Below are 22,816 nucleotides of genomic sequence, written 5' to 3' on the forward strand. Positions count from 1 at the left end.
TTAATTATTTCTTGACCAGCGGGCACTTGCTATCGGCCAGTGATGAGTACGCCTGTTCGCCCGGCACGGTCTTGACGATACGGTAGTAATCCCACGGCGTCTTCGACTCTTTCGGCGCCTTGACCTGTACCAGGTAATTATCATGGATCATCTTGCCGTCAGCCCGGACCTTGCCATTTTTTGCGAACGCATCGTTGATCGGCATCGAACGAATCTTGCTTACGACCGCATTGGTGTCATCGGTGCCGGCAGCTTGCACCGCTTTCAGATAGCTTAGTACCGCCGAATACTGCCCAGCCTGCAGCGCAGTCGGCATGCGCTTGTGTTTTTCAAAGAAGCGACGGGCGAACTTGCGCGAATCGTCGTTCAGGTCCCAGTAAAAGGTTTCAGTAAAGTACATACCCTGCGCCTGTTCCAGCCCCAACGAATGGACATCGGCGATGCTCATCAGCATGGCGACAACCTGCTGCTTTTGCGTCAGACCGAATTCCTTTGCCTGCTTGATGGCGTTTTGCGTGTCCATGCCGGCATTTGCCAGCGCCACCACTTTCGCGCCGCTAGCCTGCGCCCGCAGCAGATAGGAACTGAAATCCGAACCCGGCATAGGATAGCGGGCCGAACCCAGCACCGTGCCGCCGGCATCCTTGACCACGCGAGTACCGTCGTTTTCCAGCGCATGGCCGAAAGCATAGTCCGCCGCGATATAGAACCAGCTCGAACCGCCACGCGCCACCATTTCCTTGCTGGCCACGTTGGCCAGCGCAAACGTGTCATATACCCAGTGGAAATTCGTCGGCGTGCAATCCTCGCCGCTGATGCGCGTCGCGCCCGCGCCGGTGACCATGGTAATGCGGTTCTTTTCTGCGCCGATCTTCATGGCGGCGAGCGCCACGGCACTGCTGCCCAGCTCGGTAATCACGTCAACCTTGTCGCGATCAATCCATTCGCGCACCTTGGCCGAGGCAATATCGGCCTTGTTGTGATGGTCGATGGTGACGATTTCAATCGGCTTGCCGAGGACCTTGCCGCCGAAATCCTCGACAGCCAGGCGGGTCGCCAGCACGGAACCCGGGCCGACGTTGTCGGAATAAAGGCCGGACAAGTCGGTGATCACGCCGATTTTCACGATGCCGTCGGATACCTTTTCCTGTGCATGGGCGGGCGCGACGCTGGCGATGAGGATGGAAATGGCGCTGCAGATCAATTTTTTCATTTGAATATCCTTGTCTCGAAATTTAATAGGTATAGATGTTCGCTATTCGCTTGCTGCATTGACGTACGAAAAATTTTCCATACACAGTCTTCCTGCTCTTATCGCTGCTGCTCCAGCAGGCTGGCGATATCCGCCTTCCTGAACCCCGGCCCTGACACTTCGGCAATATGATCAAGCTCCGCCAGCAGCTCATTGCGGCTGCGGCGACCGGCCCAGAACAGCGGCCCGCCCTCGTGCCGCGGAAAGCCGTAACCGTTCACCAGGACCAGGTCGATGTCGGCAGCGCGCTCTGCAATCCCTTCCTGCAGGATCAGCGCCGCCTCGTTGATCATCGTCACCAGAGCGCGACGCTGGATCTCTGCGGCATCGAATGCCCGGCGGGGAATGCCCTTTGCCTGCGATGCGGCCTCGACCAGCGCCCGCACCTCGGGATCGGTTTCGCCCCTGCGCGCGCCCGGTGGATAGCGGTACCAGCCCGCGCCCGTCTTTTGGCCGAAACGTCCCTGTTCGCAAAGACGGTCGGCAATTTCGACGTAGCGCTCGCGCGGGTCGCGGCTTGCCGCCAGGCGCAGGCGTGTGCGCCAGGCGATGTCGAGGCCTGACATGTCGCCAACCGCAAACGGTCCCATGGCAAAACCGAATTGTTCGAGTGCCGCATCAACCTGTTCCGGGTAAGCGCCCTCTTCCAGCATGAATTCGCACTGGCGGCGGTATGCCGCGTAAATGCGGTTGCCGATGAAGCCCTCGCCGACACGGGCGACCACGGCAAGCTTGCGGATCTTTTTTGCCACCGCCAGCGCGGTGGCGAGGGTATGGGCGCTGGTCGCTGCGCCGCGCACCACCTCCAGCAGGCGCATCACCTGTGCCGGACTAAAGAAATGCAGCCCCACCACATCCGCCGCACGGCCGGTGGCAGCTGCCAGGCGGTCAAGGTCGAGGTAGGATGTATTGGACGCGAGGATCGCGCCAGGCCGCAGAATCGCATCGAGGCGCTGGAACACTTCAGTCTTGACCGCCAGGTCCTCGAATACCGCTTCGACCACCAGGTCGGCATCGGCCAGGCTGGCGAACTCGATACTGCCGGCAATCCGTTCCAGGCAGGTGCGCGCCAGTCCCGCGTCGAGGCGGCCGGTCTTCACCGAACGTTCGTAGGTTTCCTGCAGGCGCTGCATGCCGCGTTGCAGGGCCTGCGCATCCTGTTCGATCAAGGTCACCATGTAGCCGGCGTCGGCAAAGCAGATGGCGATGCCGGTGCCCATGGTGCCGGCGCCGACAATCCCGACCCTGGTGATGTCGGCGGCCACGGCGCCTTCCAGGCCGGCCACCTTCGCCGCTTCGCGTTCCGCGAAAAAGAGATGGCGCAGGGCCGCGGCTTCGTCGCTCATGCGCAGCTGCTGAAATGCCTCGCGCTCTCTGGCGAGCGCCTCCGCAAATGGCAACACCGCTGCCGACTTGATCGCTTCGATCGCCTTGACGACCTGGGGCCGGCCACGCCCGGCGCGCAGGGCTTCGCGCTCGGCCTGGTCGATGCGCTCAGGCTCCTCGGGCGGCAGCGCCGCCTCGCTGAGGCGGCGCTTGCGTGAAGCTGCGCCCAGTGCGCGGGCATACGCCAGCGCGCCGGTCCGCAGATCGCCTTCGATGACTGCATCCACCAGGCCCAGGCTGACGGCCTCTGCCGCCTTGATTCTGCGTCCTGAGCAAATGATCTCGATCGCCGCCGCCACTCCTACCAGGCGCGGAGTGCGCTGGGTGCCGCCGGCGCCGGGAATCATGCCCAGCGTTACCTCCGGCAAGCCCACCACCGCATCCGGCAGCATTACGCGGGCGTCGCACGCCAGCGCCAGCTCGAAGCCGCCGCCGAGCGCGGCGCCATGGATTGCCGCCACCACCGGCTTGGGACAAGCCTCAATGGCAGCGAGCACCAGCGGCAGTTGCGGCTCTTCGAGCGGCTTGCCGAACTCGCGGATATCCGAGCCGGCGACGAAGGTGGAACCCGCGCCGATCAGGACCGCGGCCTTGATGGCGTCTTCGGCTGCCACCATGTAGATGGCGTCAAGGAGCCCGCACCGCACTTCGCGCGAGCCGGCATTGACGGGAGGATTGTCAATGATGATGGCGGCAATCTCGCCGTGCCGCTCGAGGCGCACGCGCGAACGGGCAAGGGCTTCGGATAAGGGGTTCAAGACGGCAACCATTAGTTCGCCTTCTGGCCGGCTGCGCCGGACGCGAGAATGTTGTCGAGAACCGGGCGCAGATACCTCAAGAAAGTTTCCGGGTCTTCGCTCATCGGGAAATGACCGAGGCCTTTCATGATGGTCGCATCCGCGCCCTTGATGCGCGACACCAGATCCATCGTGTCTTCCGGCGTGCAAGAATAGTCATACTCGCCAGTCAGCAGATACAGCGGGCAGCGGCTGGTATCGATTTCGGCCACCCGGCCGCGGATATCGCCGTCCTGCTTGTAGAAATACAGGTCGCCCTTGAAGATGCCTGGGCCGCCTTGCATGTAGTGCCACAGCGTTTCCCAGCGCTCGGCCTCCGGGCTCAGCGGTCCTACCAGGCCGGAGACTACCGCCGCGCTGACTTCGCCATGCACGTCCGGGCGGTGCAGCCAGGTGACGTCATAGTAAGGATCGACATGCGCGCCGGATTGCAGGCCGATAATGGCGCGGAAGCGCTCGGGATGCTCCAGCGCCAGCTGCAGCACGATGCGCCCGCCGATCGAGCAGCCCATTGCCACCGGGCTGTCCAGCGCCATCGCATCGACCACGCCCATGATGATATCGGTGTAGTCGCGCGAAGTCAGGCGGTAGTCTGCATTCTGCCAGCCGGCCGGCGGCGACGACTTGCCATGCCAGGGCAAGTCAAAGGCAATGACGCGAAAACGCTTCAGGATTTCCGGGTCGTTCAGGAGTGCGCGGTACTGACGCGTGTCGGAACCGGCCGTATGCAGGCACAGGAGCGGAATGCCCTGCCCGGCTTCCTCGACATACAGGCGGTGCGGCTTGCCCAGCAGTTCGAGGTGCAGATAGCGGCCCACTATGGGTTCGAAGTAGCTTTTCATCATTTGTTTCCACCTGTGCGGAGCGCGGCCATCACGCCCTTGAAATAGAAGAGATTGGCCATGAACGGGTGCAGGTTCCCCTCAACCTTCAGCGCGCGGCGCTTGATCAAGGCGAACAGGTCGTTCGATCCGGGCGGCGGCACCGGCAGCCAGAATTGCTCCCACTCTTCACGCGATGCGCGCAACGCAAAGCTCCAGCTCGGCATCACGAAGGGCCCGCGCGTCACCGAGGCAATGCGCCCTTCCGTCACCTTGATCAGGTATGCGGTCTCCCCCACTTCCACCATAAAGCTCGTATCGATGAAACGGCCTTTCCAGACCAGTCGTTCATCGGCATTCACAAGTTGCGCCAAATTTTCCATATGCAGTCTTCCTTGAATTAAGCCAGCCTGACCAGCGCGTCCACGGCGACCACGCCCTGGCCGGCGCGGCGTACCAGCAACGGATTGATTTCCGCTTCGGCCACCACCAGATCTTCGGTACACGCCAGCTGCGACAGCGCGACGATGGCTTGCGCCACAGCGTCGAGATCGCCGGCTGGCTTGCCGCGGTAGCCGGCGAGCGCTTCCAGCGCCTTGACTTCCGCAATCATGTCCTTTGCCGTAGCCAGGTCGACCGGCGCCAGCCGCAGGCTGCGGTCGCGATAGATTTCGGTCAACACGCCGCCGGCGGCCAGCATGACGACAGGCCCCACCTGCGCATCGAGCCGGTAGCCGATCAGCACTTCGCCAATGCTCTCCACCATGGGCTGGGCGATGACTTTCTCGACCACCGTGCCCGGACGCCGGCGAGTGACGTTGTCCCTGATTTCGGCAACGGCGCGCATCAGGCCTTCTGCGTCGCGCACGCCCAGCACCACCCCGCCAACATCGGTTTTGTGGGCAATCTCGGCAGACAACACTTTGGCAACCACCGGATAGGAAACCGGCAGATCGGGCAGCACAGCGGCATTAGCGTCGATTGCAATCGCCGGCGCATGGGGCACGCCCAGACGGTCGAGCACGCCGTAAGCTTCCAGTTCATCCAGCATGCGGCCGTCGCCGGCCACCCGACCCGCATGCAGCGCCGCAGCCTTGGGCACGCGGCGCGAGAATGCGGAAGCGATGGCGTCGGCGCAGGCTTCCGGGGTGCGGAAATTCGCCACGCCCGCAGCCGTCAGGAGCGCCAGGGCCTCCTGCGCCTCCGGCACGACAAACGCCGCCAGCGGCTTGGCCGAGCTGGCGCTGTCGATCACAGGCCGCACAGCAAGGTTCGGGTGGTAACGGGCGGACGAACCGGCCACCGCGACCACGAGATCGAATTCCGGGGCCGACAGCAACACGTCGAGCGCGCCTTTCATGACTTCATAGCGGGTGCCGGCCAGCGTCAGGTCGACGATGCGCCCTGGCGAGACCTTGACGCCGGCGGCCGCCAGCCGGGCGAAAGTTTCGGGAGACGGCTCCTGCACATCGACATTGCGCACGCCCAGCTGGTCCACCACCATGGCAGCGCCACCGCCTGTCGTGGTGACCACGCCGACGCGAGGGCGGCCGCCATGGGCGGACGCCAGAGGGGTTTTGCGCAACAAGGGCAAGCCCTCGATCAGTGCTTCCAGCGTCTCGACGCGGGCGATGCCGCAATCCCGCAGGAAGGTATCGGCGACATCGTCTTCGCCGGCCAGCGCGCCTGTATGCGAGACCGCAAGTTCCGCGGCGGCGGAAGAGCGGCCGAGTTTGTAGGCGATCACCGGCTTGCCCCGGGCGGCGGCGCCCAGCGCGAATGCGCGCAGATCTTCGCCCTTGCGGATGGTTTCCAGGAACAGCATGTAGCCATCGATATTCGGGTCGTCCAGCGTGGCGGCGCAAATCTCGCCAATGCCGAGGTCCGCTTCATTGCCGACCGAGACCAGTCCGGCAAAACCGACACCGCGGGCGATGCCGCGCGACACTAGTGCGCCGATCATGCTGCCGCTGTGCGAGGCGACAAAGATTTTTCCCTTTGGCAGGCCTGGCTCGGCAAAGGCAGCGTTCGCCGTCAGCACCAGTTGCTGGTGGAGATTGACCACGCCCAGGCTGCTGGGCCCGAGGATGCGCATGCCGCTACGTGCGCTGATATCGCGCAGGCGCTGCTCGCGCTCGGCGCCCTCATGCCCGGCTTCCGAAAAGCCGCTGGCAAGGATCGTCACTACCTTGACGCCGCGCGCGGCGCATTCCTCAACCGCAGCCATCACGCCTTCGGTAGGGACCAGGATATAGGCATGGTCCGGCGCTTCCGGCAGGGATGCGACCGATGGCCACGCGCGCTCGCCCTGGACGATTTCACGATTCGGATTGATCGGATAGATCGTGCCCTTGAAGCCGGCGCTGCGCAGGAAATGCAGTGGACGACCGGCAGTCTTGGCCGCATCATCGGAGGCGCCGACCAGGGCGAGGCTGCCCGGTTCCAGCAAGGCACGACGCAGCGCCTCGGGTGTCAATTGGTTCATTGCTTCAGTCATTCTATTTGCGCTGGTCGAAACGTTGGCCAAACACTTCTTCAGCGATACGGTTCTTCAGGATTTCGATGGAGCCGCCGGCAATCATCCAGCCGCGCGTGCGGCGCACGCAGTATTCGACCAGCGATTCCTGGCTGTAGCCCATGCCGCCCATGACTTGCAGCGCTTCATTGGCAACTTCGAAGCCGGTGGTGTTTGCATGGAGCTTGGCGACCGCGGTATCATAGGCGGAGGGTGCTCCCTTGTCGGCATTCACGGCGGCACGGTAGAGCAGCAACTGGGCGGCGTCGAGCTTGACCGCCATGTCAGCGAATTTCCACTGCAATCCCTGGAACTCGCACAGCTTGCGGCCGAACTGTTCGCGGATCAGCGCATGCTCGCGCGCTTCATTGTAGGCGTAGCGGCCCAGAGCCAGCGCGCGCGAAGCGTTGCCGATGCGCTCGACGTTAAAGCCGGAAATCTGCTTCTTGAAGCCGCCCGGGCCGAGGAGGATGTTTTCCGCGGGAATGCGGCAATCCTCAAAATACAGTTGGCACCACTGTTCACCGCTCATGAACGCCGAGGGCTGACCAATCGTGAAACCGGGCGTGCCGCGTTCGACCAGCACCGAACCGATATTGCCGACGCCCGGACCATAACGCAGGTAGATCAGGAAAAGGTCGGCATCCGGACTATGGGTAGAAAAGATCTTCGTGCCGTTGATGACATAGTCATTACCGTCCTGGCGCGCCGACGTGCGCAAGTCCGTCACGGCGGAGCCCGCATCCGGTTCGGTCATGCCCAGAGACATCAACTTCTTTCCTGCCAATAAATCCGGCAGAAAACGGGCTTTTTGCTCCGCATTCGCATACATGGCAAACGTACGGATCGGACCGAAATTGCCGGCCTGAACCACGTCGGCACTTTTCGGGCATACCAGCGCCAATTCCTGGATGGCGATCACGGCATCCATAAGGGAGCCGCCCTGGCCCCCGTCTGCTTCGGGGATGGTAATCCCAAGCAAACCCATCTCGGACAGCTTGGCGGCGATTTCCCATGGATAGCCATGGGAATGGGCGCGCTCGACAGCGCCTGCGGCTAATTCAGATTTTGCGAAACGGCGCACTGTATCGGCAAATGCCCGCTGTTCTTCGTTGAGGTCAAATTCCATGACATCCCTTGTTTAACTGTGCCACTACTACCGGTTGGAGGATGTCCGGATTATTCCACTGCAGGCAAACCCGCGCCATTTCGCATTTGGAATGGCGGCATGAGTTTATGGAATGCCGGCCAGGCCGGCATTATTTTGATTATTCGTTAAGCAAATGCAAAAAGCGGTCGAGGATATGAAAGTGGTCTTCAAAGAATTCCTCTTCCATGCCGGCCAGTTGCACAATCGGCAGCCAGCGCGCCTGGGCGGCATCGTCGGCCGCCTCCACCGCAGGCAGCTCACCGCCCCCCAGGATGAAGAAGTGCGCATGGGTGATGGTGCGCCCGCGCTGACTGCGGTCCGGATGATCGAACACCTTCACCTCGCGCAGCGCCGCCTGCAGAATCGGTGCGGCCACCGCCAGGCGGGTTTCTTCGGCCAGTTCGCGCAAGGCGCTTTGCAGGAGGCGCTCGCGCGGCTCGACAAAGCCGCCGGGCAACGCCCATTGCCCCTTGCCGAGAAAACCGCCGCGGCGGATCAGCAACACGTGGCCGATGGCAGTGACGACGGCGTCCACCGTGGAAAAAATCGGCGGATAAGGCGCCACGCTCCAGGCCGCTTTATACTGCGCCACCTGCAGGTATTCCTCTGCCAGCGCGCCATATTCGGCTGAAGCCAGCCACGCCTGCAGTGCCTGCCACACCGCGGGCGGCACCAGGCTTTCCAGCGCGGCGAGCGCCTTTGCGGCACTGCCGGCTTCGAACAGGATGCGGCGTATCGCAGTGGCGTCAATGCCGCCGGCGTTTTCCGCAGCAATCAATTGCCATTGCGGGAAATGGCTCAGGTAATAACTGGAGTCATCCTTGAAGTGCCCGACCAGGGCAATCCGTGCGCCTGGCCCGGCATGCGCGTCCACGTCCCGGCGCAGCGCCGCCGACCAACGCCCGTCGTCATAATAATCACGCAAGGGGATGAATTCGACGCGGGCGCGTTCCGGCGCCGACAGACTGGCGGCGATCATCGCCGCACGCTCGCGCCAGTTGAACGGATTCCTGGCACTCCTGGCATGCCACGACGAGCCCAGCACAACCGCCACCCTCGGCGCGGTGTCGAGCGCCCGCCGCAGCAATGCGGCATGGCCGTTGTGAAAAGGCTGGAAGCGGCCGATCAGGACGGCAAGATCGGCAGTAGCATCGACAGCGCGGATATATTGCGTCATGGTTCCTGGTTCGGGTTGGTTTTTCGGGCAACTGTGAGGATACCTGCAACCACACAGGATGGCGAGGACGCCGGCTGGAAGTGGGTTCCTTGCTGCTGATGAATTGCAGTCCCGAGAAGTTACTGGTATCCCATCAGCGTGCAGACAATCATGCTGTCAGCACCGGCTCCAGAACCAGGCGCCCCGCCATGCTCTAGCAAAAAGTCGGCATTGTGCCCAGCCGGGATATGAAGGGGGCGGCGCAGAAGAGTCAGACGCCGGCCACAGAAGCAAGCACTATCTCGTTGAAAATATCGGCGATGGCTTCCGGGCCTTGTGCTCCATCCGGCTTCATCCACAGGTAAGTATAGAAAAACATGCCCAATAGTCCTTTGAGGCGAATCGGGTTATAGGGACGGAAAATCCCCTTTTTCTCCCCGTCGATTAATACCTGGCGCCAAATATGCTCGTATTCCCCGTGGAGCATTAGCACTTCATTTCTCCGCTCGCCAGTTAACGAATAAATTTCTCGAAAGCAAACAGTTAATTCCGCTTGATGATCTGCAATGGTTGTCATCAAGTGCTTGCCAAGTAGTTGGAGCCTGAGCTTGGGATCGGCTTCAGTCTTCAAAATGTGGTTACCGTGTTCCACAAGGCTACTGATGTAATGACGACTAATGTCGTACAGCACGTCTTCCTTGCTCTTAATGTGGTGATACAAGGTGCCGCGACCCAGTTCTACGGCCTCACCCAGCTCAGTCATGCCTACGGCATGATATCCGCGTTCGGCGAAAAGCTTGGCGGCAATCTTCAAGATCCGTTGCCGTGGCGATAGGTCCGCATGTGATTTAAGTGACGTCTGCATTTTTTCCTCTCGAGTTCGTAGTCAGCGTCTTACTTAACAAGCAATCATAAAATCGACTGATCGGTACAAATTATTTAAAGTATATAACTTTTTCTCCCTTTAGTGCAGGCCGTCAGAACTTGATTTCTGTCAAAAGACACCAATAAACCCAGCAAAATCACTTGACGTACCCAATCGCAAAATCTAAAGTACCGACTGATCGGTACATATCGACCGATCGGTACAAATAAATTTATAGTCGGAATGGAGACCTCAAATGTTGCCCCCTTTTATCGACCCAATATCCCGGAATATCCTTTGGCAGCCCAGTGAAAAACTGATTGCAGACGCCAATATCACCCGCTTTGCAAAGCTTAATGGTTTTGCCGGTGCGCCATACGAGACACTGCACCGCTGGTCAATCGGTCGTCCAGAAGAATTCTGGAGTGCGCTCTGGGATTTCGTCGGCGTGAAAGGGGAAAAGGGAAGTATCGCCCTGGAACGTCAGCCCGGAAAAACCATGCTTGGCGCGAAGTGGTTTCCTGAGGCATCGCTTAACTTTGCCGAAAACCTCCTGCAGGGCCCAGATGATGCGTTGGCGATTATTGAAGCCAATGAGGACGGCATCGTCCGCCGCGTGACAATGGGACAATTGCGGCAACGCGTCTCCCAGGCGCAGCAAGCCCTCCGCAAGCTTGGCGTGACACGCGGCGACCGCGTTGGCGCCATCCTGCCAAATAACCTGGATGCATTGGTTGCACTTTTGGCCACGGCCTCACTTGGTGCGATCTGGTCTTCCTGCTCGCCGGATTTCGGCGCCGCCGGCATCATCGACCGGATCGGCCAGATTCAACCCAAGGTCGTCATCGCTGCAACGAGTTACCGATACAACAACAAGCTGTTCGAGGTCAGCGATCGTCTCAATACCGTCATTAAAGGCATGGCCGGCGTCGAGCATCTGGTCCTGACGACGCCTTCGACTGCCTACAAAAACGACAGCAATGCCAGCGTCCATAGCTGGGAGGATATCTGCAACGTGCCCGCCCAGCCGCTCTCTTTCGAGCAATGCCCGTTCAACCATCCCTTATACATCATGTACACATCAGGGACGACGGGCCTCCCCAAAGGAATCGTGCACAGTGCCGGTGGAACCCTGCTGCAGCACTATAAAGAACATGTGCTGCATGGCGACGTCAAGCCGGGGGATACACTGAGCTGGTATACGAACACGGCCTGGATGATGTATCACTGGGTCATCTCAGGGTTGGCAGCCGGCGCCGCGATTCTGCTTTATGACGGCGCCGCAATGGTCAAGCGGGACGATCGCCTCGATATGGGCATCCTCTGGAAAATTGCGGAGGAAGCAGGCGTTACCCACTTCGGCATAAACCCGAAATATCTTTCCACACTCATGGAAAGCAACTACATCGTCGGCCAGCGCCACGACATGAGCCGCCTGCGCAGCGTACTCTCGGCCGGCGCTCCGGTCTCGCCGGAACAATACGACTGGGTGTACTCGTCGATCAAATCCGACATGATCTTTGCGTCCATCTCGGGCGGCACGGAAATCATCGGTTGTTTCGTTCTTGGCTCTCCCATCCACCCCGTGCGACGCGGGGAGATTACCTGCAAAGGCCTCGGCATGGCCGTGGATGTATTTGACGACCGAAACGCATCGGTCATCGGGGTCAAGGGCGACCTCGTGTGCACACAGCCGTTTCCCAGTGCGCCGCTCACCTTCTGGGGTGAAAACGGCGACCAGCGGTATCGGGATACCTATTTCAGCCAACGCGAGGACACCTGGACCCATGGCGACCTCGCAGAACAGACGATCAACGGCACGGTAATCATCTACGGCCGGACCGACACAACACTCAAACCAGGCGGCGTGCGGATCGGCACTGCCGAAATCTACCGCGTGGTGGAATCGTATCCCTGGGTTCAGGATTCCATCGTCTTTGGCCATGCGGTTCCAGGGGACGAGGAAATTGTGCTTTGCCTGGTCATGAAGGAGGGACAAGAGCTCACCGCCGACAGGATTGGCGCCTTGCGTGCCGCAATACGCGAACAGGCATCCCCCCGTCATGTTCCCCATCACATCACTGCAGTACGCGGCATCCCCTACACGCTAAGCGGGAAGAAAGTTGAGGGGGCGGTTCGCTCGGTTGTCTCCGGCAAGGAAATCAAAAACCTGGGGTCGATCGCCAATCCGGATTGCCTGGAAGACTTTGCCAATCTTTTTGCGGAAGCAGCATGATGAATGCCTTTGCAAAAGCTGCCATTGTCGGTGTCGGCGAACTGAAGCCGACCCGGACAACGAATGGCGCAACGACACTGGGCATGATTGCCGAAGTCGTCAAACGAGCCGTCGAAGACGCGGGGCTGGAAAAGGACGCGATCGACGGCCTCCTTGTCGGACCGCAGGTAGGCGAGACGCCCCAGCATGTTCCCGCGACTGTCGCTGAATACCTCGGATTGCAGCCAAAAATGTCGAACGTCGTCGACCTGGGCGGCGCATCCGGTGCAGGCATGGTGTGGCGGGCAGCGGCTGCAATTGCTGCCGGGATGTGCGAAGCGGTCGTGTGCGTATTGGCAAACACGCGTGAAGCCGAAGCACCGCGCTCGCCGAACCGCAACCCGATTCGGGAATTTGACGTGCCTTTCGGCGCTTCCGGTGCGAATATCCCCTATGCGATGCTGATGCAGCGCCATATGGCGGAATTCGGCAGCACGCCGCGCCAGTTTGCGCAAATCGCCGCCTGGGCGAGACACAACGCCCAGCACAATCCGGATGCCATCTTCTATGGAAAACCGGCAACGGTGGACGATGTGCTGGCCAGCCCTTTCGTTACTTCACCTCTTCACTTGTTCGAGATCGTCATGCCGGTAGCAGGGGGCGAGGCGGTCGTGGTCACGAGCGCCCAAAGAGCACGGACTTTGCGGCACCGCCCGGTGCATCTTCTCGGCGCAGGGGAAAAGATCACGCATCGGGCCTTGAGCCAGGCGCCTTCACTCACGACCGGTCCGCTAAAACCCTCCATGATGCAGGCATTTTCCCAGGCCGGCGTGAAAGCGGACGACATGCATCTGCTGTCATTGTATGACTGCTATACGGTTATGACCGCCATCACGCTTGAGGATGCGGGCCTGTGCCGCCCCGGTCAATTCGGCCGGTGGGTTGAAGAGCACTCGTTGGGCTTCGACGGCGACCGGCCGCTCAATACGCATGGCGGCCAGCTGGGATTTGGCCAACCGGATCTGGCAGGCGGCATGACGCACATCGTCGAAGCGGTACGCCAGCTACGGCATACCGCCGGCGCTCGTCAAATTGCCAACGCAAACCTGGCGCTGGTCACCGGTAACGGTGCCACGATGAGTGAAGCAACCGCGCTAATACTTGGAGGTGCCTGATGTACGAGCTTTTGAAAGACTTGCGGGTGCCAGGACCGATTCCTACCGCAATCACCCGTCCATTCTGGACTGGCGTCCAGGAAAACAGGTTCCAGCTCCAGTTCTGTAATTGCTGTGAGAAATGGGTCTTTTACCCTCGCGCCCTCTGCCCCCATTGCTGGAGCGACAGGCTCAGCTGGCGCGAGGCCTCAGGCATAGGCCGAATCAAGACCTTCACTGTCGTTCACAAGCCCGGACATCCTGCATGGACTCCCATGGCCCCCTATGCGCTTGCATTGATTGAACTGAAGGAAGGCCCAACCATGCTCAGCCTGCTGGTCGGTGTCGACCCGGATCAAGTCATGGTCGGGATGCCTGTCAAGCTGCATATGACGCGCGTCGGCGAACTCATCCTCCCTTGCTTTGAACCGGACCGCGTGCCAACAGGGGAAAGCCATGAATGAAAACCTCGCCCACGTGTACCTGCTTGCCGGCCTGCGGACCCCGTTTGGCCGCCTCGGTGGGCAACTGGCTGCCTACACTGCCACCGACCTTGCGGCGACCGTGATCCGTCAGCTCGCGGTGGCACACCCTCTTGCCAGGCGTCCGTCGGGCGTACTGCTGGGATCGGTGGTGCAAGCCGGGCTCGGCCAGAACCCTGCCCGCATTGCCGCCACAAAAGGAGGGATCGACAGCAGCACGCCCGCCTTGACGCTCAATAACGTCTGCCTCGCCGGCCTTGAGGCAGTATGCGACGCGACACGTCGCATACGCACGAATGAAGGTTCGCATTACGTCGTCGGCGGCTTTGATTCGATGACCAATGCCCCGCTTCTCGACGCCGGCGGCACCGCTGAAGGCGAGCGGCGCACCTATATGATCGATGGCCTCACATGCGCGCTCAGCGGCCAATCGATGGGGATGCTTTCGGACGCCTGCAACCGGGAACTTGGCATTTCGCGGCAGATGCAGGATGAATGGGCCTACCACTCCCATCAGCGCGCGACGGCGGCTGCCAATCTGCTCGCGGCAGAAATGGCCGCCGTATCCGATGCGCTCGACAAGCCGCCTCGCGATCAAGGTGTCCGCCCGAACAGCAGCATGGAAGCCTTATCCAAACTCGAGCCCGCATTCTCTGCCGGGGGGAGTATCACAGCAGGCAATGCATCCCAGATGGCCGACGGCGCGAGCATCGGCATTGTCGCGAGCGAGGCCGCGGTCCGTACGCATGGGGAGCAACCGCTTGCACGCATTGTTGACTGGTCATTCATTGCCGGCCCCGACTATTCGCTCCATCTGAAGCCTGCAGCTGCCATGCGCAAGCTCCTGTCGCAACAGGGACTGAAAGCATCTCAAATCGATCTTTTCGAGATCAACGAAGCGTTTGCCGGCGTGGCTGTTGCATCGAGCCGCGACCTGGACATCCCGTATGACATCGTCAACGTCAACGGTGGCGCGATCGCCATTGGCCATCCCCTTGGGGGGACGGGATTTCGCCTGCTGCTCACGCTGGCGATGGAAATGAAAAGGCGTCGGGTGCGACGCGGGATCGCAACATTGTGCGGCGGCGGCGGACAGGCACTTGCAGTACTGATTGAGCGGGTTTAAGAACAATTCACTTTGAAGAGGAGTCCAAAATGGCAGCGAATCTTTACGAGAAAAACGGCTGGCTGGGTGTCACCAACGGCATGCCGATAGTAGGTGATGTTGCAGAGCGTTCAAAGCTGATCGAGGAGCGCTTTATTGCTCTCTTCACCGACATGTCGGGCGATCGCAACCCTTTGCACTTCGATAAAGCCGCCGCGGAAGCATCCGTCTTTGGCGGATTGATCGTGCAAGGCGGCGTTACCTCCGGCATCCTCAATGCGGTGGTTGCCGAAGACCTTCCGGGTCCAGGCACCGTATTCCTGGGTGTCGAATGGAGTTTCGTCAAGGCCGTCTATCCGGGTGACGTCATTACCGGACGCGTGGAAATCCTGGAGGTAAGACAAGACAAACCCATCTGCAAGATCGCCACGACAATTCGAAACCAAAACGGCGACGTCTGCCTGAAAGGAACTGCGACAACCTTCACCGTCCCGCTCAATAACAAGTAAGCCCAAGCATCTTTGAAAGAGATCGAGGAGACATCATGCAAACAGATTACGCACTTTCCCCAACGAATGACGACGCAAAAAAAGCAGAAGCACCGCAACATCGCAAAGTGGCGATGGCGAGTTTGATCGGCACTGCAGTGGAATGGTATGACTTTTATATCTACGGCACTTGCGCCGCACTCATTTTTCCAAAGTTGTTCTTTCCGAGCGTCGATCCGACATTGGGCGTCATTGCAGCATTCGCCACCTATGCCGTTGGCTTCATCGCCAGGCCCGTTGGCGCCGCTGTCTTCGGCCACTATGGCGACCGCGTAGGACGGAAGAAGATCCTGATGCTGTCATTGCTCATGATGGGCGGCAGTACAGTCGCGATCGGCTTGCTGCCAACGTACGAGACTGCCGGCGTGTGGGCTGCCGTACTGCTGTGCCTGATGCGCCTGTTGCAGGGTTTTGCCGTCGGTGGGGAGTGGGGCTCCGCAGTGGTGATGGCGGTCGAACATGCGCCGAAAAACAAGCGCGGCCTGTTCGGCAGCATGCCGCAGGTTGGCGTACCACTTGGCTTGCTGGCGTCAACTGCGGTTTTCTCTCTGGTCTCAAGCAACATGACGGACGAGGCCTTGTATAGCTGGGGATGGCGCATTCCATTTCTGCTGAGTATTGTGATGATCGTGATCGGCATGTTTGTCCGCTCGGAATTGCATGAATCGCCGGCATTCAAGGAAATGGTCGAACAAAAGGAAGTCGCCAAGAACCCCGCAATCGAAGTGGTGCGGGAACAATGGAAGACGCTGCTGGTCACGATCGGCATGAAGATGTTGCAGAACGCCGTGTTCTACATCTATAGCGTGTTCATGCTCAGCTACATCGTGAAGGAGCTGCACATGCCCCGTTCGGTCGGCTTGAATGCGATTATTATCGCTTCCATTGTCGGCATCTTTACGATTCCTGCCTGGTCCTATCTGTCGGATAAGATCGGCCGCAAGCCCGTCTACATGTTCGGATGCATCGCCTCGGTACTGTTCATCTTCCCATTCTTTTACCTGGTGCAGACAAAATCGGTCGTGTTGATCACCATTGCGATCGTAATCGGCTTGAACGTTTTGCATGATGCGATGTACGGGCCGCAAGCAGTCTACTATTCCGAGCTGTTTGGCACCAAGGTCCGGCTGAGTGGCGCAAACATCGGCTACGCGATCGGCGCAGTGCTGTCAGGCGGTATTGCCCCCATGGTCGCTGCGGCGCTGATCGCCAGCAACAAAGGCAGCACGGACGGCGTGGCGTGGTATCTGGTCGGACTTGGCGTGATCAGCGTTATTGCGACCCTGTTTGCACGTGAAACCTTCAAGGAGCACATCGGCGGCGCCAAAGAGAAGAGCCCCCGTCGCGCAGTGACGAGGTAGTTATAAGTCCTTAACCGAGGCGGCAATCGTTGATCGATTGCCGCCCATGACGCAGTGCTGCCGGATTCAGGGCGCCCGATCGCCCACTGGTACCAAGCACTGAAATGGCCAGCCTGAAAAGCAAGGATCAGATGTGGATGCCTCAGCGGAAGGATTAAAGATTTTCTCGACGGCTCAGATGGAAGGGCCTGCCGCAGCAGCACATGCTGCAGCCAAGCGCTGGCAAGTACTGTCCATCCTGGCAGTCTGTATCGTACTGACGATGACAACGTGGTTCTCGGCCACCGCCGTCGTTCCGCAATTAATGGAAACATGGCAGCTGAGCAGTTCGTTGGCAGCGTGGCTGACGATCGGTGTGCAGGTGGGATTTGTCATCGGTGCTGTCGGCTCCAGCGTCATCGGGCTTTCCGATGTCATGCCAGCGAAGACACTCATGATCTGCGGCTCCCTGGGCGCCGCCATCGCCAACCTGGGAATGCTTTTTGTAGACGCCGCATTGCCGGGCATAGGGCTGCGCATGTTGACAGGGGTATTCCTTGCCCTCGTCTATCCACCCTCTCTGAAGTTCATCGCCACCTGGTTCCTGAGGGGACGAGGCGTCGCCCTGGGTGTACTCGTCGGCGCAGTTACCTTGGGCTCGGCGTCACCGCATCTGGTCAATGCCATTGGCGGATTGAACTGGCAAATCGTTATTATTGCGACATCGGCGGCTACCGCGGCCGGCGCACTGTTGTTGGTGCTGTATGTTAATGAAGGGCCCTACCCATTTCCACGCGCACCGTTCAATCCCGGACGAGTAAAGCAGGTATTTTTTAACCGGGGGATTGTACTGGCGAGTATTGGTTACTTCGGCCATATGTGGGAACTATACGCAATGTGGGCATGGTTCCTGACCTTTGCCCGTATGGCACTGGAACTCCAGCAGATCGGCAGTCCGGCAATGGCGTCCTATCTGACGTTCGCAGTCATTGCTGTCGGTGCGATTGGCTGCGTCGCAGGAGGGATTCTTGGTGACAGGATTGGCAGAACGCTGACAACCAGCCTAATGATGGGCCTGTCAGGCGGATGTGCCCTGCTGGCCGGGTTTGTGTTTGATGGACCAGCGTGGCTGTTTATCCTGGTCGGCCTGGTGTGGGGTTTTTCAGTTGTTGCAGACTCGGCCCAATTCTCGACGATCGTCACCGAACTGGGCGACCCGATGTATGTAGGGACCGCGCTGACTATACAGCTCGGCATCGGTTTCATGCTGACAGTAGTGACGATTTGGCTGTTGCCGCTCGCAGCGGCAACGCTCAGCAGCTGGCAGTGGGTCTTCCTGATTCTGTTGCCTGGGCCTGCTATCGGAATTGCAGCAATGCTCCTGTTGCGCAGGCTGCCTGAAGCAGCCGGGATTGCCATGGGTAGCCGATAAGGACGGCAAGATCCGCGGTATCGTCGACAGCGCGGATATGTTGCGCCATGGTTCGTGGTTCAGGTTGGTTTGTCGGGCAACTGTCAGGATACCTGCAACCGCACAGGATGGCGAGGGCGCCGGCTGGAAGTGGATTCCTTGCTGCTGATGGATTGCGCTCCCGAGTAGTTACTGGCATCCCATCAGCGTGCAGGCGATCATGCTGCCAGCACCGGCTCCAGAACCAGGCGCCCCGCAAGCGGGCGCCCCAGCGCCCGCGCGCGCTCGCGCATCTGCGCCAGCAAGGCAGGCTGCTCCAGCAGATGCCTGACACGGTATTCCAGCGCCACGCCATCGACCGCTTTCATGGCCACGCCCTGCTCCAGCAGGAAGTCGGCATTGCGCTCTTCCTGGCCGGGAATCGGCGCATTGACGATCATCGGCAAGCCCATCGCCAGGCACTCCGACGTGGTCAGGCCACCCGGCTTGGTGATGACCAGGTCGGCGCACGCCATCATGCGCTCGACCTTGTCGGTGAATCCCTGCGGGAACAGGCGGCCCGGATGACGCACCGCCAGCGACTGCAGCGCGGCCAGCGCCGCGGCATTTTTGCCGGCCAGGACGATTAACTGGAAATCGCCTTCAAGCGCCAGCAGACGAGCCGCAACCGCATCCATGCTGCCCAGGCCGGCACCGCCGCCCATCAACAGGAAGGTCGTTTTGGCGGGATCGGCGCCGAGTTCCTGCGCACAAACGATACGATCCGGCGGCACGGCGAAGGCCGGCATGATCGGGATGCCCGTCACATGAATGCGTTCCGGCGCAATGCCGCACGCCTGCATGCGCCAGGCGACTTCCTCGTTGGCGGCGAAATAACCGGCCATGCCTTCGTGCACCCACATGCGATGCAAATCGAAATCGGTCACCTGCACCCACACCGGGCAAGCCAGGCGTTCCTTGCGGATCATGCGCGCCAACAGCTCGGCCGGCAGGAAATGCGTGCAGATGATGGCATCCGGCTTGAAGCGCTCGATCTCGCGACGCAGGGCCGCCGTGTTCAGACGTTCGACGGCGCGGCGCAATCGTTCAATGTAACTGTTGGGCTTGGCCTCATGCGTGAACTGGTAGAGGTAACCCCACAACGCCGGCGCCTTGTTGACCAGCTTGATATAAAAATCCGTGTACAGCTTGCGGAAAGTCTTGGGCACAAAATCCATGACATCCAGGTGCGTGGCCTGCGCCGCACCGCCAAAGGCCGCTGCATGGCAGCGCAGCGCTTCGGCGGCGCGCAAGTGTCCGGCACCGGCCGAAACGCTCAACAGCAGGATTTTTTTCTGTGCCATGGTTCCCCTGGAATAAAGGCAAAAAGGCCCGGACTGGCCTTTATCTATCGAGACTGCGCCGAAGCTTAACGGCCGGATATGACAGGGATATTTCAATGGATGGGCTGAAATTCTGGCAAAAGACTACAATCAAGCATCTGATTACCCACTCGCTCACTATGACAATGAACCCATCGCTTCTTGAAATTCCCCTGCGCCGTATCAACGGTGAAGAAACCACCCTCGATGCCTATCGTGGCAAAGTCATCCTGGCGGTAAATGTCGCCTCTGCGTGCGGCCTGACGCCGCAGTATGCGGCGCTGCAGAAGATCTATGACGAGAAGCACGCCGATGGCCTCGTCGTCGCCGGCTTCCCGGCCAATGAATTTGGCGCCCAGGAGCCGGGCACCAACGCGGAAATCGGCGAATTCTGCACCGGCAGGTTTAGCGTGACTTTCCCGATGTTTGAAAAAATCGTCGTCAAGGGTCCGGGACAACACCCTTTATACCAGGGATTGATCGCGGCCCAGCCGCGTGCGCAGGAAAAGGAAGGTGGCGAGTTCCGCGCCAAGCTGGCCGGATATGGCATCAAGCAGGAAAATGAGACCGATATCCTGTGGAATTTCGAGAAGTTCCTGATCGGTCGTAACGGCAAGGTCGTTGGTCGTTTTGCACCCGACATCACCCCGGAGGATCCCGAGCTGGCAGCCGCGATCGAGCGCGAACTCGCCGCCTGATAAAACCAAGGGCCAAAGAGAAGATGCAGGCGCCTTGCTGCGTTTGCATCTTCTTGCATCATGCGAATCTGCGGACAAAAAAAAGCCCGCTAGCGTTACGGCTTGCGGGCTGAATCCAATTCTTTGAGGAGATTGGAGGAGACGTGATCACTATATCGCGTCGCACCCTATTCTCATAATTTATTCTGCGCACATCTGTTATTCAAAAATCGAATAACTAACAAGGTAGGACTGGTGCCGCTGCTTTCCAGCTCCGCCCGTGCTGCTATCCACCTTCGGTAGTTCGCGTCATTATCGTTTCTGTTGGGCGACCGGTGCGGCAATATCGGCGTCCAGTGTTCCGACGTCAAGCGACAAGGGCTTTACGGGCAAGGCAAACTTCCCCTCGGTCAGTCCCAGCGCAGCCGGCGTCACGCAAGCGCTTGCGGTTTTGCATGACATCGTAGGAAATGCCTGCAGCACTCGCGAGCAGCTCCTCGCGTTCGCGCCCATTGATCAGCTGGTTCCATGCGATGCGCACGGTTTCGTCCGTCTTGTTGACGACAGCGACCTCGCGATCGATATGCCAGTACTCACTGTACGCCGCCTGTGCCCCACAATGAGCAGGGCTGTTAATAAAGCAGTTGGCCCAAAGCCTTCGGCTGGATGCCATCAGCTGCGTGCCCAGCCTATGGACCAATGTGCCGCAGCCTGCGGGCCTGTTCCGTCACCTCGTGCTCAAAGGCGTCCTCGAATGCAGTCAGCTCAGGAGCGGTAAGCCCCACCTCATCACTTAAAGCCACTTTTTTCCAGTCCTCAACAACCGCCAGCACGCCTGCCAGCACGTCATGCGCCTCGGCAGTCGTGAGGGAGAAGTACGGCGCCGCATCGAGTAGCATCTGCACCGACTCAATAGGCCCGGTGTCCTCACTCAGCCACGTTTTCGATTCCCGCAGCTTTCCGGGCATGGGATTGACGTCGAACGATGGCGCCAGCTTCCATTGGCCTTCGCCCGCATAAAGGAAGCCATGATTTTGCAGGTGGTCGTCAGTGTTGGTGATGAGCAGATTAAAGGCCAGTCGGCGCCACAGCTCCCGGGCATCCTGGTCGGGATTTGCACATCTCTGCCGCATGACATCGACAATCTCGGTGTACGCACGGGTCTCCTCTCGTGAGGCCTGAAGCATCGAGGCAGCTGAAAGGTACGGAATTCTCTTGTCGCCCGGGGCCCTGTCGAAACGCTCGATGAGCGCGACGGCCGTTCCCTTGACAGAAATGGCGCGCGCTGTAGCGGTATTGATACCTGCACGCCGCGATAAAACCAGCGCAAGCACTTCGCCGCGGGTGACGTTGAAGGTGTCGTTCACGCTTGGGAATTTACCGATGGCCAGCTTGCCTGTCTCATCGAGCACAGTGCACTTGGGTCGCATGCCTCCCAAGGACGTGCCTTTTCCTTGCAGGTACTTCAGGTCGTCAACCGTTTCCTTGTTGTTCTCAATCGCCCGGCTGGCCGAGTACATGTGTTCAAGTTCCAACAAGGGAGGCGTTGTTCGCCGGCCGGCATCGACTGTCTGCAAATAAGTCCCGCTTTTATGCAGGCGCAGTGCGCCAACGCGGCTGAAGTCATCGACCGCGCACAGGTAGTCGAGTTCGGAGCGAGGTGCAAGATTAGGATTCTCCTTGCGAGCCTTTGCATGCGCGCGCTCAATGACACGCCTGCCCCAGGCATCCGGAGCACTGTCCGAGAGTGCAGAGTGGAAAACGGCGTCGACCTTGGAGGACGCGCGCCTTGTGGCATGTCCAGCTTCAAACGGGAGGTCTGGTGAAATTTCAAAGCCATCCGGGCTATCCAGCCACGTTGATGCGTAAGCGAACTGCGACAGCTCGCGCTGGCCCTGGCGCACATACGTCAAGTTGCCTACAAGCGTGCCTGCCGAGCCGAGATGTATCTCAACTGACTCCTGCGCATTGAGCTTCGAAGCTTTTGCCTTCATCGAGAGGCCTCTCTGTATCAGAACGCGTTCTCGCGCTTTTTACTCGGGCGCACACGTTGGGGGAGTCGGTCGTCCATTAACGTCAGGCCAATTTCATCCTGCCCGCTGTCGAGCAAAGTGCCTAGGCGGTCCAACTCGCCAAACAAGAACAGCATCCGCGCCAGGAAGTGAAGTGGAACCTTTAGGTCGCCACTCTCAAGTCGCTTCACCGTATTGAGTGAGGCACCGATGCGCTTCGCCACTTCCTGCTGAGTAAGCTTGCGTCGGCGGCGCGCACGATTGAGGTCCTCCCCTAGCTTGCCGAGAGCGCGGTATACGGGGGCAGGCACCGGAAGGCTAGTCTTACGGCTCTGTTCGGGGCTTTTATGCTTCTCAATGGCTTCCATGAGAGCCATTATAGTAAAAATACCGAAACGCATCCAAAAATTTTAATAATAACCCCTATGAGAGCCTTAATGCTTTATAAAAGCCCCAATCAGGGCTGTTATTTAATGAATAGGGCATTGGAGTTTTCGGCAACAACCAGTCACGACTGTAGCCCACCCCGTGCAGTGAGTAGTGGCCGGCAAGCAAGTCTTCGGCCAGCG

The 22,816-nt window shown here is 59.7% G+C and carries 20 protein-coding genes; 8 read left to right on the forward strand and 12 right to left on the reverse strand.

Annotated features, from left to right (window positions below):
- Nucleotides 1–4 precede the first annotated feature (4 nt).
- The 8 genes from D3878_RS14275 to D3878_RS14310 form a co-directional block, all read right to left on the reverse strand.
- Nucleotides 5–1,213, reverse strand: coding sequence for an ABC transporter substrate-binding protein (locus D3878_RS14275; RefSeq protein ID WP_119786097.1), 1,209 nt, complete (start codon nucleotides 1,211–1,213; stop codon nucleotides 5–7).
- A gap of 98 nt (nucleotides 1,214–1,311) precedes the next feature.
- Nucleotides 1,312–3,408, reverse strand: coding sequence for a 3-hydroxyacyl-CoA dehydrogenase NAD-binding domain-containing protein (locus D3878_RS14280; RefSeq protein WP_119786098.1), 2,097 nt, complete (start codon nucleotides 3,406–3,408; stop codon nucleotides 1,312–1,314).
- Complete coding sequence (locus D3878_RS14285) at nucleotides 3,408–4,277, reverse strand: alpha/beta fold hydrolase (protein ID WP_119786099.1); 870 nt, start codon at nucleotides 4,275–4,277, stop codon at nucleotides 3,408–3,410. Before D3878_RS14285 ends, D3878_RS14280 begins: the two co-directional genes overlap by 1 nt.
- Nucleotides 4,277–4,639, reverse strand: a complete 363-nt coding sequence (locus D3878_RS14290; protein ID WP_119786100.1) for a hypothetical protein — start codon at nucleotides 4,637–4,639, stop codon at nucleotides 4,277–4,279. The genes D3878_RS14285 and D3878_RS14290 overlap by 1 nt, the downstream gene beginning before the upstream one ends.
- Before the next feature lie 17 nt (nucleotides 4,640–4,656).
- Nucleotides 4,657–6,741 carry an acetate--CoA ligase family protein gene (locus tag D3878_RS14295; protein WP_119787909.1) on the reverse strand — a complete coding sequence of 695 codons (2,085 nt, stop codon included), beginning with the start codon at nucleotides 6,739–6,741 and terminating at the stop codon, nucleotides 4,657–4,659.
- A gap of 13 nt (nucleotides 6,742–6,754) precedes the next feature.
- Nucleotides 6,755–7,900, reverse strand: a complete 1,146-nt coding sequence (locus tag D3878_RS14300; RefSeq protein WP_119786101.1) for an acyl-CoA dehydrogenase family protein — start codon at nucleotides 7,898–7,900, stop codon at nucleotides 6,755–6,757.
- A gap of 139 nt (nucleotides 7,901–8,039) precedes the next feature.
- Nucleotides 8,040–9,098: a bifunctional nicotinamide-nucleotide adenylyltransferase/Nudix hydroxylase gene (locus D3878_RS14305; protein WP_119786102.1), complete on the reverse strand. Its 1,059-nt coding sequence runs from the start codon at nucleotides 9,096–9,098 to the stop codon at nucleotides 8,040–8,042.
- 250 nt (nucleotides 9,099–9,348) lie between these two features.
- The gene (locus tag D3878_RS14310) at nucleotides 9,349–9,891 is read right to left on the reverse strand and encodes a TetR/AcrR family transcriptional regulator (protein ID WP_233556338.1); all 543 of its coding nucleotides are present in this window, start codon (nucleotides 9,889–9,891) and stop codon (nucleotides 9,349–9,351) included.
- Nucleotides 9,892–10,198: 307 nt separating this feature from the next.
- Between D3878_RS14310 and D3878_RS14315 the strand changes: the two genes are divergently transcribed.
- The 7 genes from D3878_RS14315 (at nucleotide 10,199) to D3878_RS14345 (ending at nucleotide 18,218) form a co-directional block, all read left to right on the forward strand.
- Entirely contained in the window at nucleotides 10,199–12,178 is a 1,980-nt protein-coding gene (locus D3878_RS14315) for an acetoacetate--CoA ligase (RefSeq protein ID WP_119786104.1), read from the forward strand.
- Complete coding sequence (locus D3878_RS14320) at nucleotides 12,175–13,332, forward strand: thiolase family protein (RefSeq protein ID WP_199688167.1); 1,158 nt, start codon at nucleotides 12,175–12,177, stop codon at nucleotides 13,330–13,332. Before D3878_RS14315 ends, D3878_RS14320 begins: the two co-directional genes overlap by 4 nt.
- Complete coding sequence (locus D3878_RS14325; RefSeq protein WP_119786106.1) at nucleotides 13,332–13,775, forward strand: Zn-ribbon domain-containing OB-fold protein; 444 nt, start codon at nucleotides 13,332–13,334, stop codon at nucleotides 13,773–13,775. Before D3878_RS14320 ends, D3878_RS14325 begins: the two co-directional genes overlap by 1 nt.
- Nucleotides 13,768–14,919 carry a thiolase family protein gene (locus tag D3878_RS14330; RefSeq protein WP_119786107.1) on the forward strand — a complete coding sequence of 384 codons (1,152 nt, stop codon included), beginning with the start codon at nucleotides 13,768–13,770 and terminating at the stop codon, nucleotides 14,917–14,919. Before D3878_RS14325 ends, D3878_RS14330 begins: the two co-directional genes overlap by 8 nt.
- A gap of 29 nt (nucleotides 14,920–14,948) precedes the next feature.
- On the forward strand, nucleotides 14,949–15,407 hold the full coding sequence (locus D3878_RS14335) for a MaoC family dehydratase (protein ID WP_119786108.1): 459 nt from the start codon (nucleotides 14,949–14,951) through the stop codon (nucleotides 15,405–15,407).
- Nucleotides 15,408–15,442: 35 nt separating this feature from the next.
- Complete coding sequence (locus D3878_RS14340; RefSeq protein WP_119786109.1) at nucleotides 15,443–16,807, forward strand: MFS transporter; 1,365 nt, start codon at nucleotides 15,443–15,445, stop codon at nucleotides 16,805–16,807.
- 133 nt (nucleotides 16,808–16,940) lie between these two features.
- Nucleotides 16,941–18,218 carry an MFS transporter gene (locus D3878_RS14345; RefSeq protein ID WP_233556339.1) on the forward strand — a complete coding sequence of 426 codons (1,278 nt, stop codon included), beginning with the start codon at nucleotides 16,941–16,943 and terminating at the stop codon, nucleotides 18,216–18,218.
- 197 nt (nucleotides 18,219–18,415) lie between these two features.
- Here D3878_RS14345 and D3878_RS14350 read toward each other — a convergent pair whose 3' ends face one another.
- Nucleotides 18,416–19,540, reverse strand: coding sequence for an MGDG synthase family glycosyltransferase (locus D3878_RS14350; protein ID WP_119786111.1), 1,125 nt, complete (start codon nucleotides 19,538–19,540; stop codon nucleotides 18,416–18,418).
- Nucleotides 19,541–19,704: 164 nt separating this feature from the next.
- Between D3878_RS14350 and D3878_RS14355 the strand changes: the two genes are divergently transcribed.
- The gene (locus D3878_RS14355; protein ID WP_119787910.1) at nucleotides 19,705–20,256 is read left to right on the forward strand and encodes a glutathione peroxidase; all 552 of its coding nucleotides are present in this window, start codon (nucleotides 19,705–19,707) and stop codon (nucleotides 20,254–20,256) included.
- Between the two features lie 346 nt (nucleotides 20,257–20,602).
- Here D3878_RS14355 and D3878_RS14360 read toward each other — a convergent pair whose 3' ends face one another.
- The 3 genes from D3878_RS14360 to D3878_RS14370 are packed head-to-tail and all read right to left on the reverse strand — an operon-like array spanning nucleotide 20,603 to nucleotide 22,615.
- A complete protein-coding gene (locus D3878_RS14360) occupies nucleotides 20,603–20,908 on the reverse strand; it encodes a hypothetical protein (RefSeq protein WP_147383969.1) in 306 nt (101 codons plus the stop codon).
- 16 nt (nucleotides 20,909–20,924) lie between these two features.
- Nucleotides 20,925–22,229 (reverse strand): type II toxin-antitoxin system HipA family toxin, encoded by a 1,305-nt coding sequence (locus tag D3878_RS14365; RefSeq protein ID WP_119786113.1) that lies wholly within the window; start codon nucleotides 22,227–22,229, stop codon nucleotides 20,925–20,927.
- A 17-nt stretch (nucleotides 22,230–22,246) separates the two neighbouring features.
- Complete coding sequence (locus D3878_RS14370) at nucleotides 22,247–22,615, reverse strand: helix-turn-helix domain-containing protein (RefSeq protein WP_119787911.1); 369 nt, start codon at nucleotides 22,613–22,615, stop codon at nucleotides 22,247–22,249.
- Between the last annotated feature and the right edge of the window lie 201 nt (nucleotides 22,616–22,816).

Origin of the sequence: Noviherbaspirillum sedimenti, from assembly GCF_003590835.1 — a bacterium.
Taxonomy (GTDB): Bacteria; Pseudomonadota; Gammaproteobacteria; order Burkholderiales; family Burkholderiaceae_D; genus Paucimonas; species Paucimonas sedimenti.

Bases quoted from the DNA above. Each gene is read 5' to 3' on its own strand.
- D3878_RS14275 (WP_119786097.1), bottom strand. From the start codon at position 1,213: ATGAAAAAATTGATCTGCAGCGCCATTTCCATCCTCATCGCCAGCGTC.
- D3878_RS14280 (WP_119786098.1), bottom strand. From the start codon at position 3,408: ATGGTTGCCGTCTTGAACCCCTTATCCGAAGCCCTTGCCCGTTCGCGC.
- D3878_RS14285 (WP_119786099.1), bottom strand. From the start codon at position 4,277: ATGAAAAGCTACTTCGAACCCATAGTGGGCCGCTATCTGCACCTCGAA.
- D3878_RS14290 (WP_119786100.1), bottom strand. From the start codon at position 4,639: ATGGAAAATTTGGCGCAACTTGTGAATGCCGATGAACGACTGGTCTGG.
- D3878_RS14295 (WP_119787909.1), bottom strand. From the start codon at position 6,741: ATGAACCAATTGACACCCGAGGCGCTGCGTCGTGCCTTGCTGGAACCG.
- D3878_RS14300 (WP_119786101.1), bottom strand. From the start codon at position 7,900: ATGGAATTTGACCTCAACGAAGAACAGCGGGCATTTGCCGATACAGTG.
- D3878_RS14305 (WP_119786102.1), bottom strand. From the start codon at position 9,098: ATGACGCAATATATCCGCGCTGTCGATGCTACTGCCGATCTTGCCGTC.
- D3878_RS14315 (WP_119786104.1), top strand. From the start codon at position 10,199: ATGTTGCCCCCTTTTATCGACCCAATATCCCGGAATATCCTTTGGCAG.
- D3878_RS14320 (WP_199688167.1), top strand. From the start codon at position 12,175: ATGATGAATGCCTTTGCAAAAGCTGCCATTGTCGGTGTCGGCGAACTG.
- D3878_RS14325 (WP_119786106.1), top strand. From the start codon at position 13,332: ATGTACGAGCTTTTGAAAGACTTGCGGGTGCCAGGACCGATTCCTACC.
- D3878_RS14330 (WP_119786107.1), top strand. From the start codon at position 13,768: ATGAATGAAAACCTCGCCCACGTGTACCTGCTTGCCGGCCTGCGGACC.
- D3878_RS14335 (WP_119786108.1), top strand. From the start codon at position 14,949: ATGGCAGCGAATCTTTACGAGAAAAACGGCTGGCTGGGTGTCACCAAC.
- D3878_RS14340 (WP_119786109.1), top strand. From the start codon at position 15,443: ATGCAAACAGATTACGCACTTTCCCCAACGAATGACGACGCAAAAAAA.
- D3878_RS14350 (WP_119786111.1), bottom strand. From the start codon at position 19,540: ATGGCACAGAAAAAAATCCTGCTGTTGAGCGTTTCGGCCGGTGCCGGA.
- D3878_RS14355 (WP_119787910.1), top strand. From the start codon at position 19,705: ATGAACCCATCGCTTCTTGAAATTCCCCTGCGCCGTATCAACGGTGAA.
- D3878_RS14360 (WP_147383969.1), bottom strand. From the start codon at position 20,908: ATGGCATCCAGCCGAAGGCTTTGGGCCAACTGCTTTATTAACAGCCCT.
- D3878_RS14365 (WP_119786113.1), bottom strand. From the start codon at position 22,229: ATGAAGGCAAAAGCTTCGAAGCTCAATGCGCAGGAGTCAGTTGAGATA.
- D3878_RS14370 (WP_119787911.1), bottom strand. From the start codon at position 22,615: ATGGAAGCCATTGAGAAGCATAAAAGCCCCGAACAGAGCCGTAAGACT.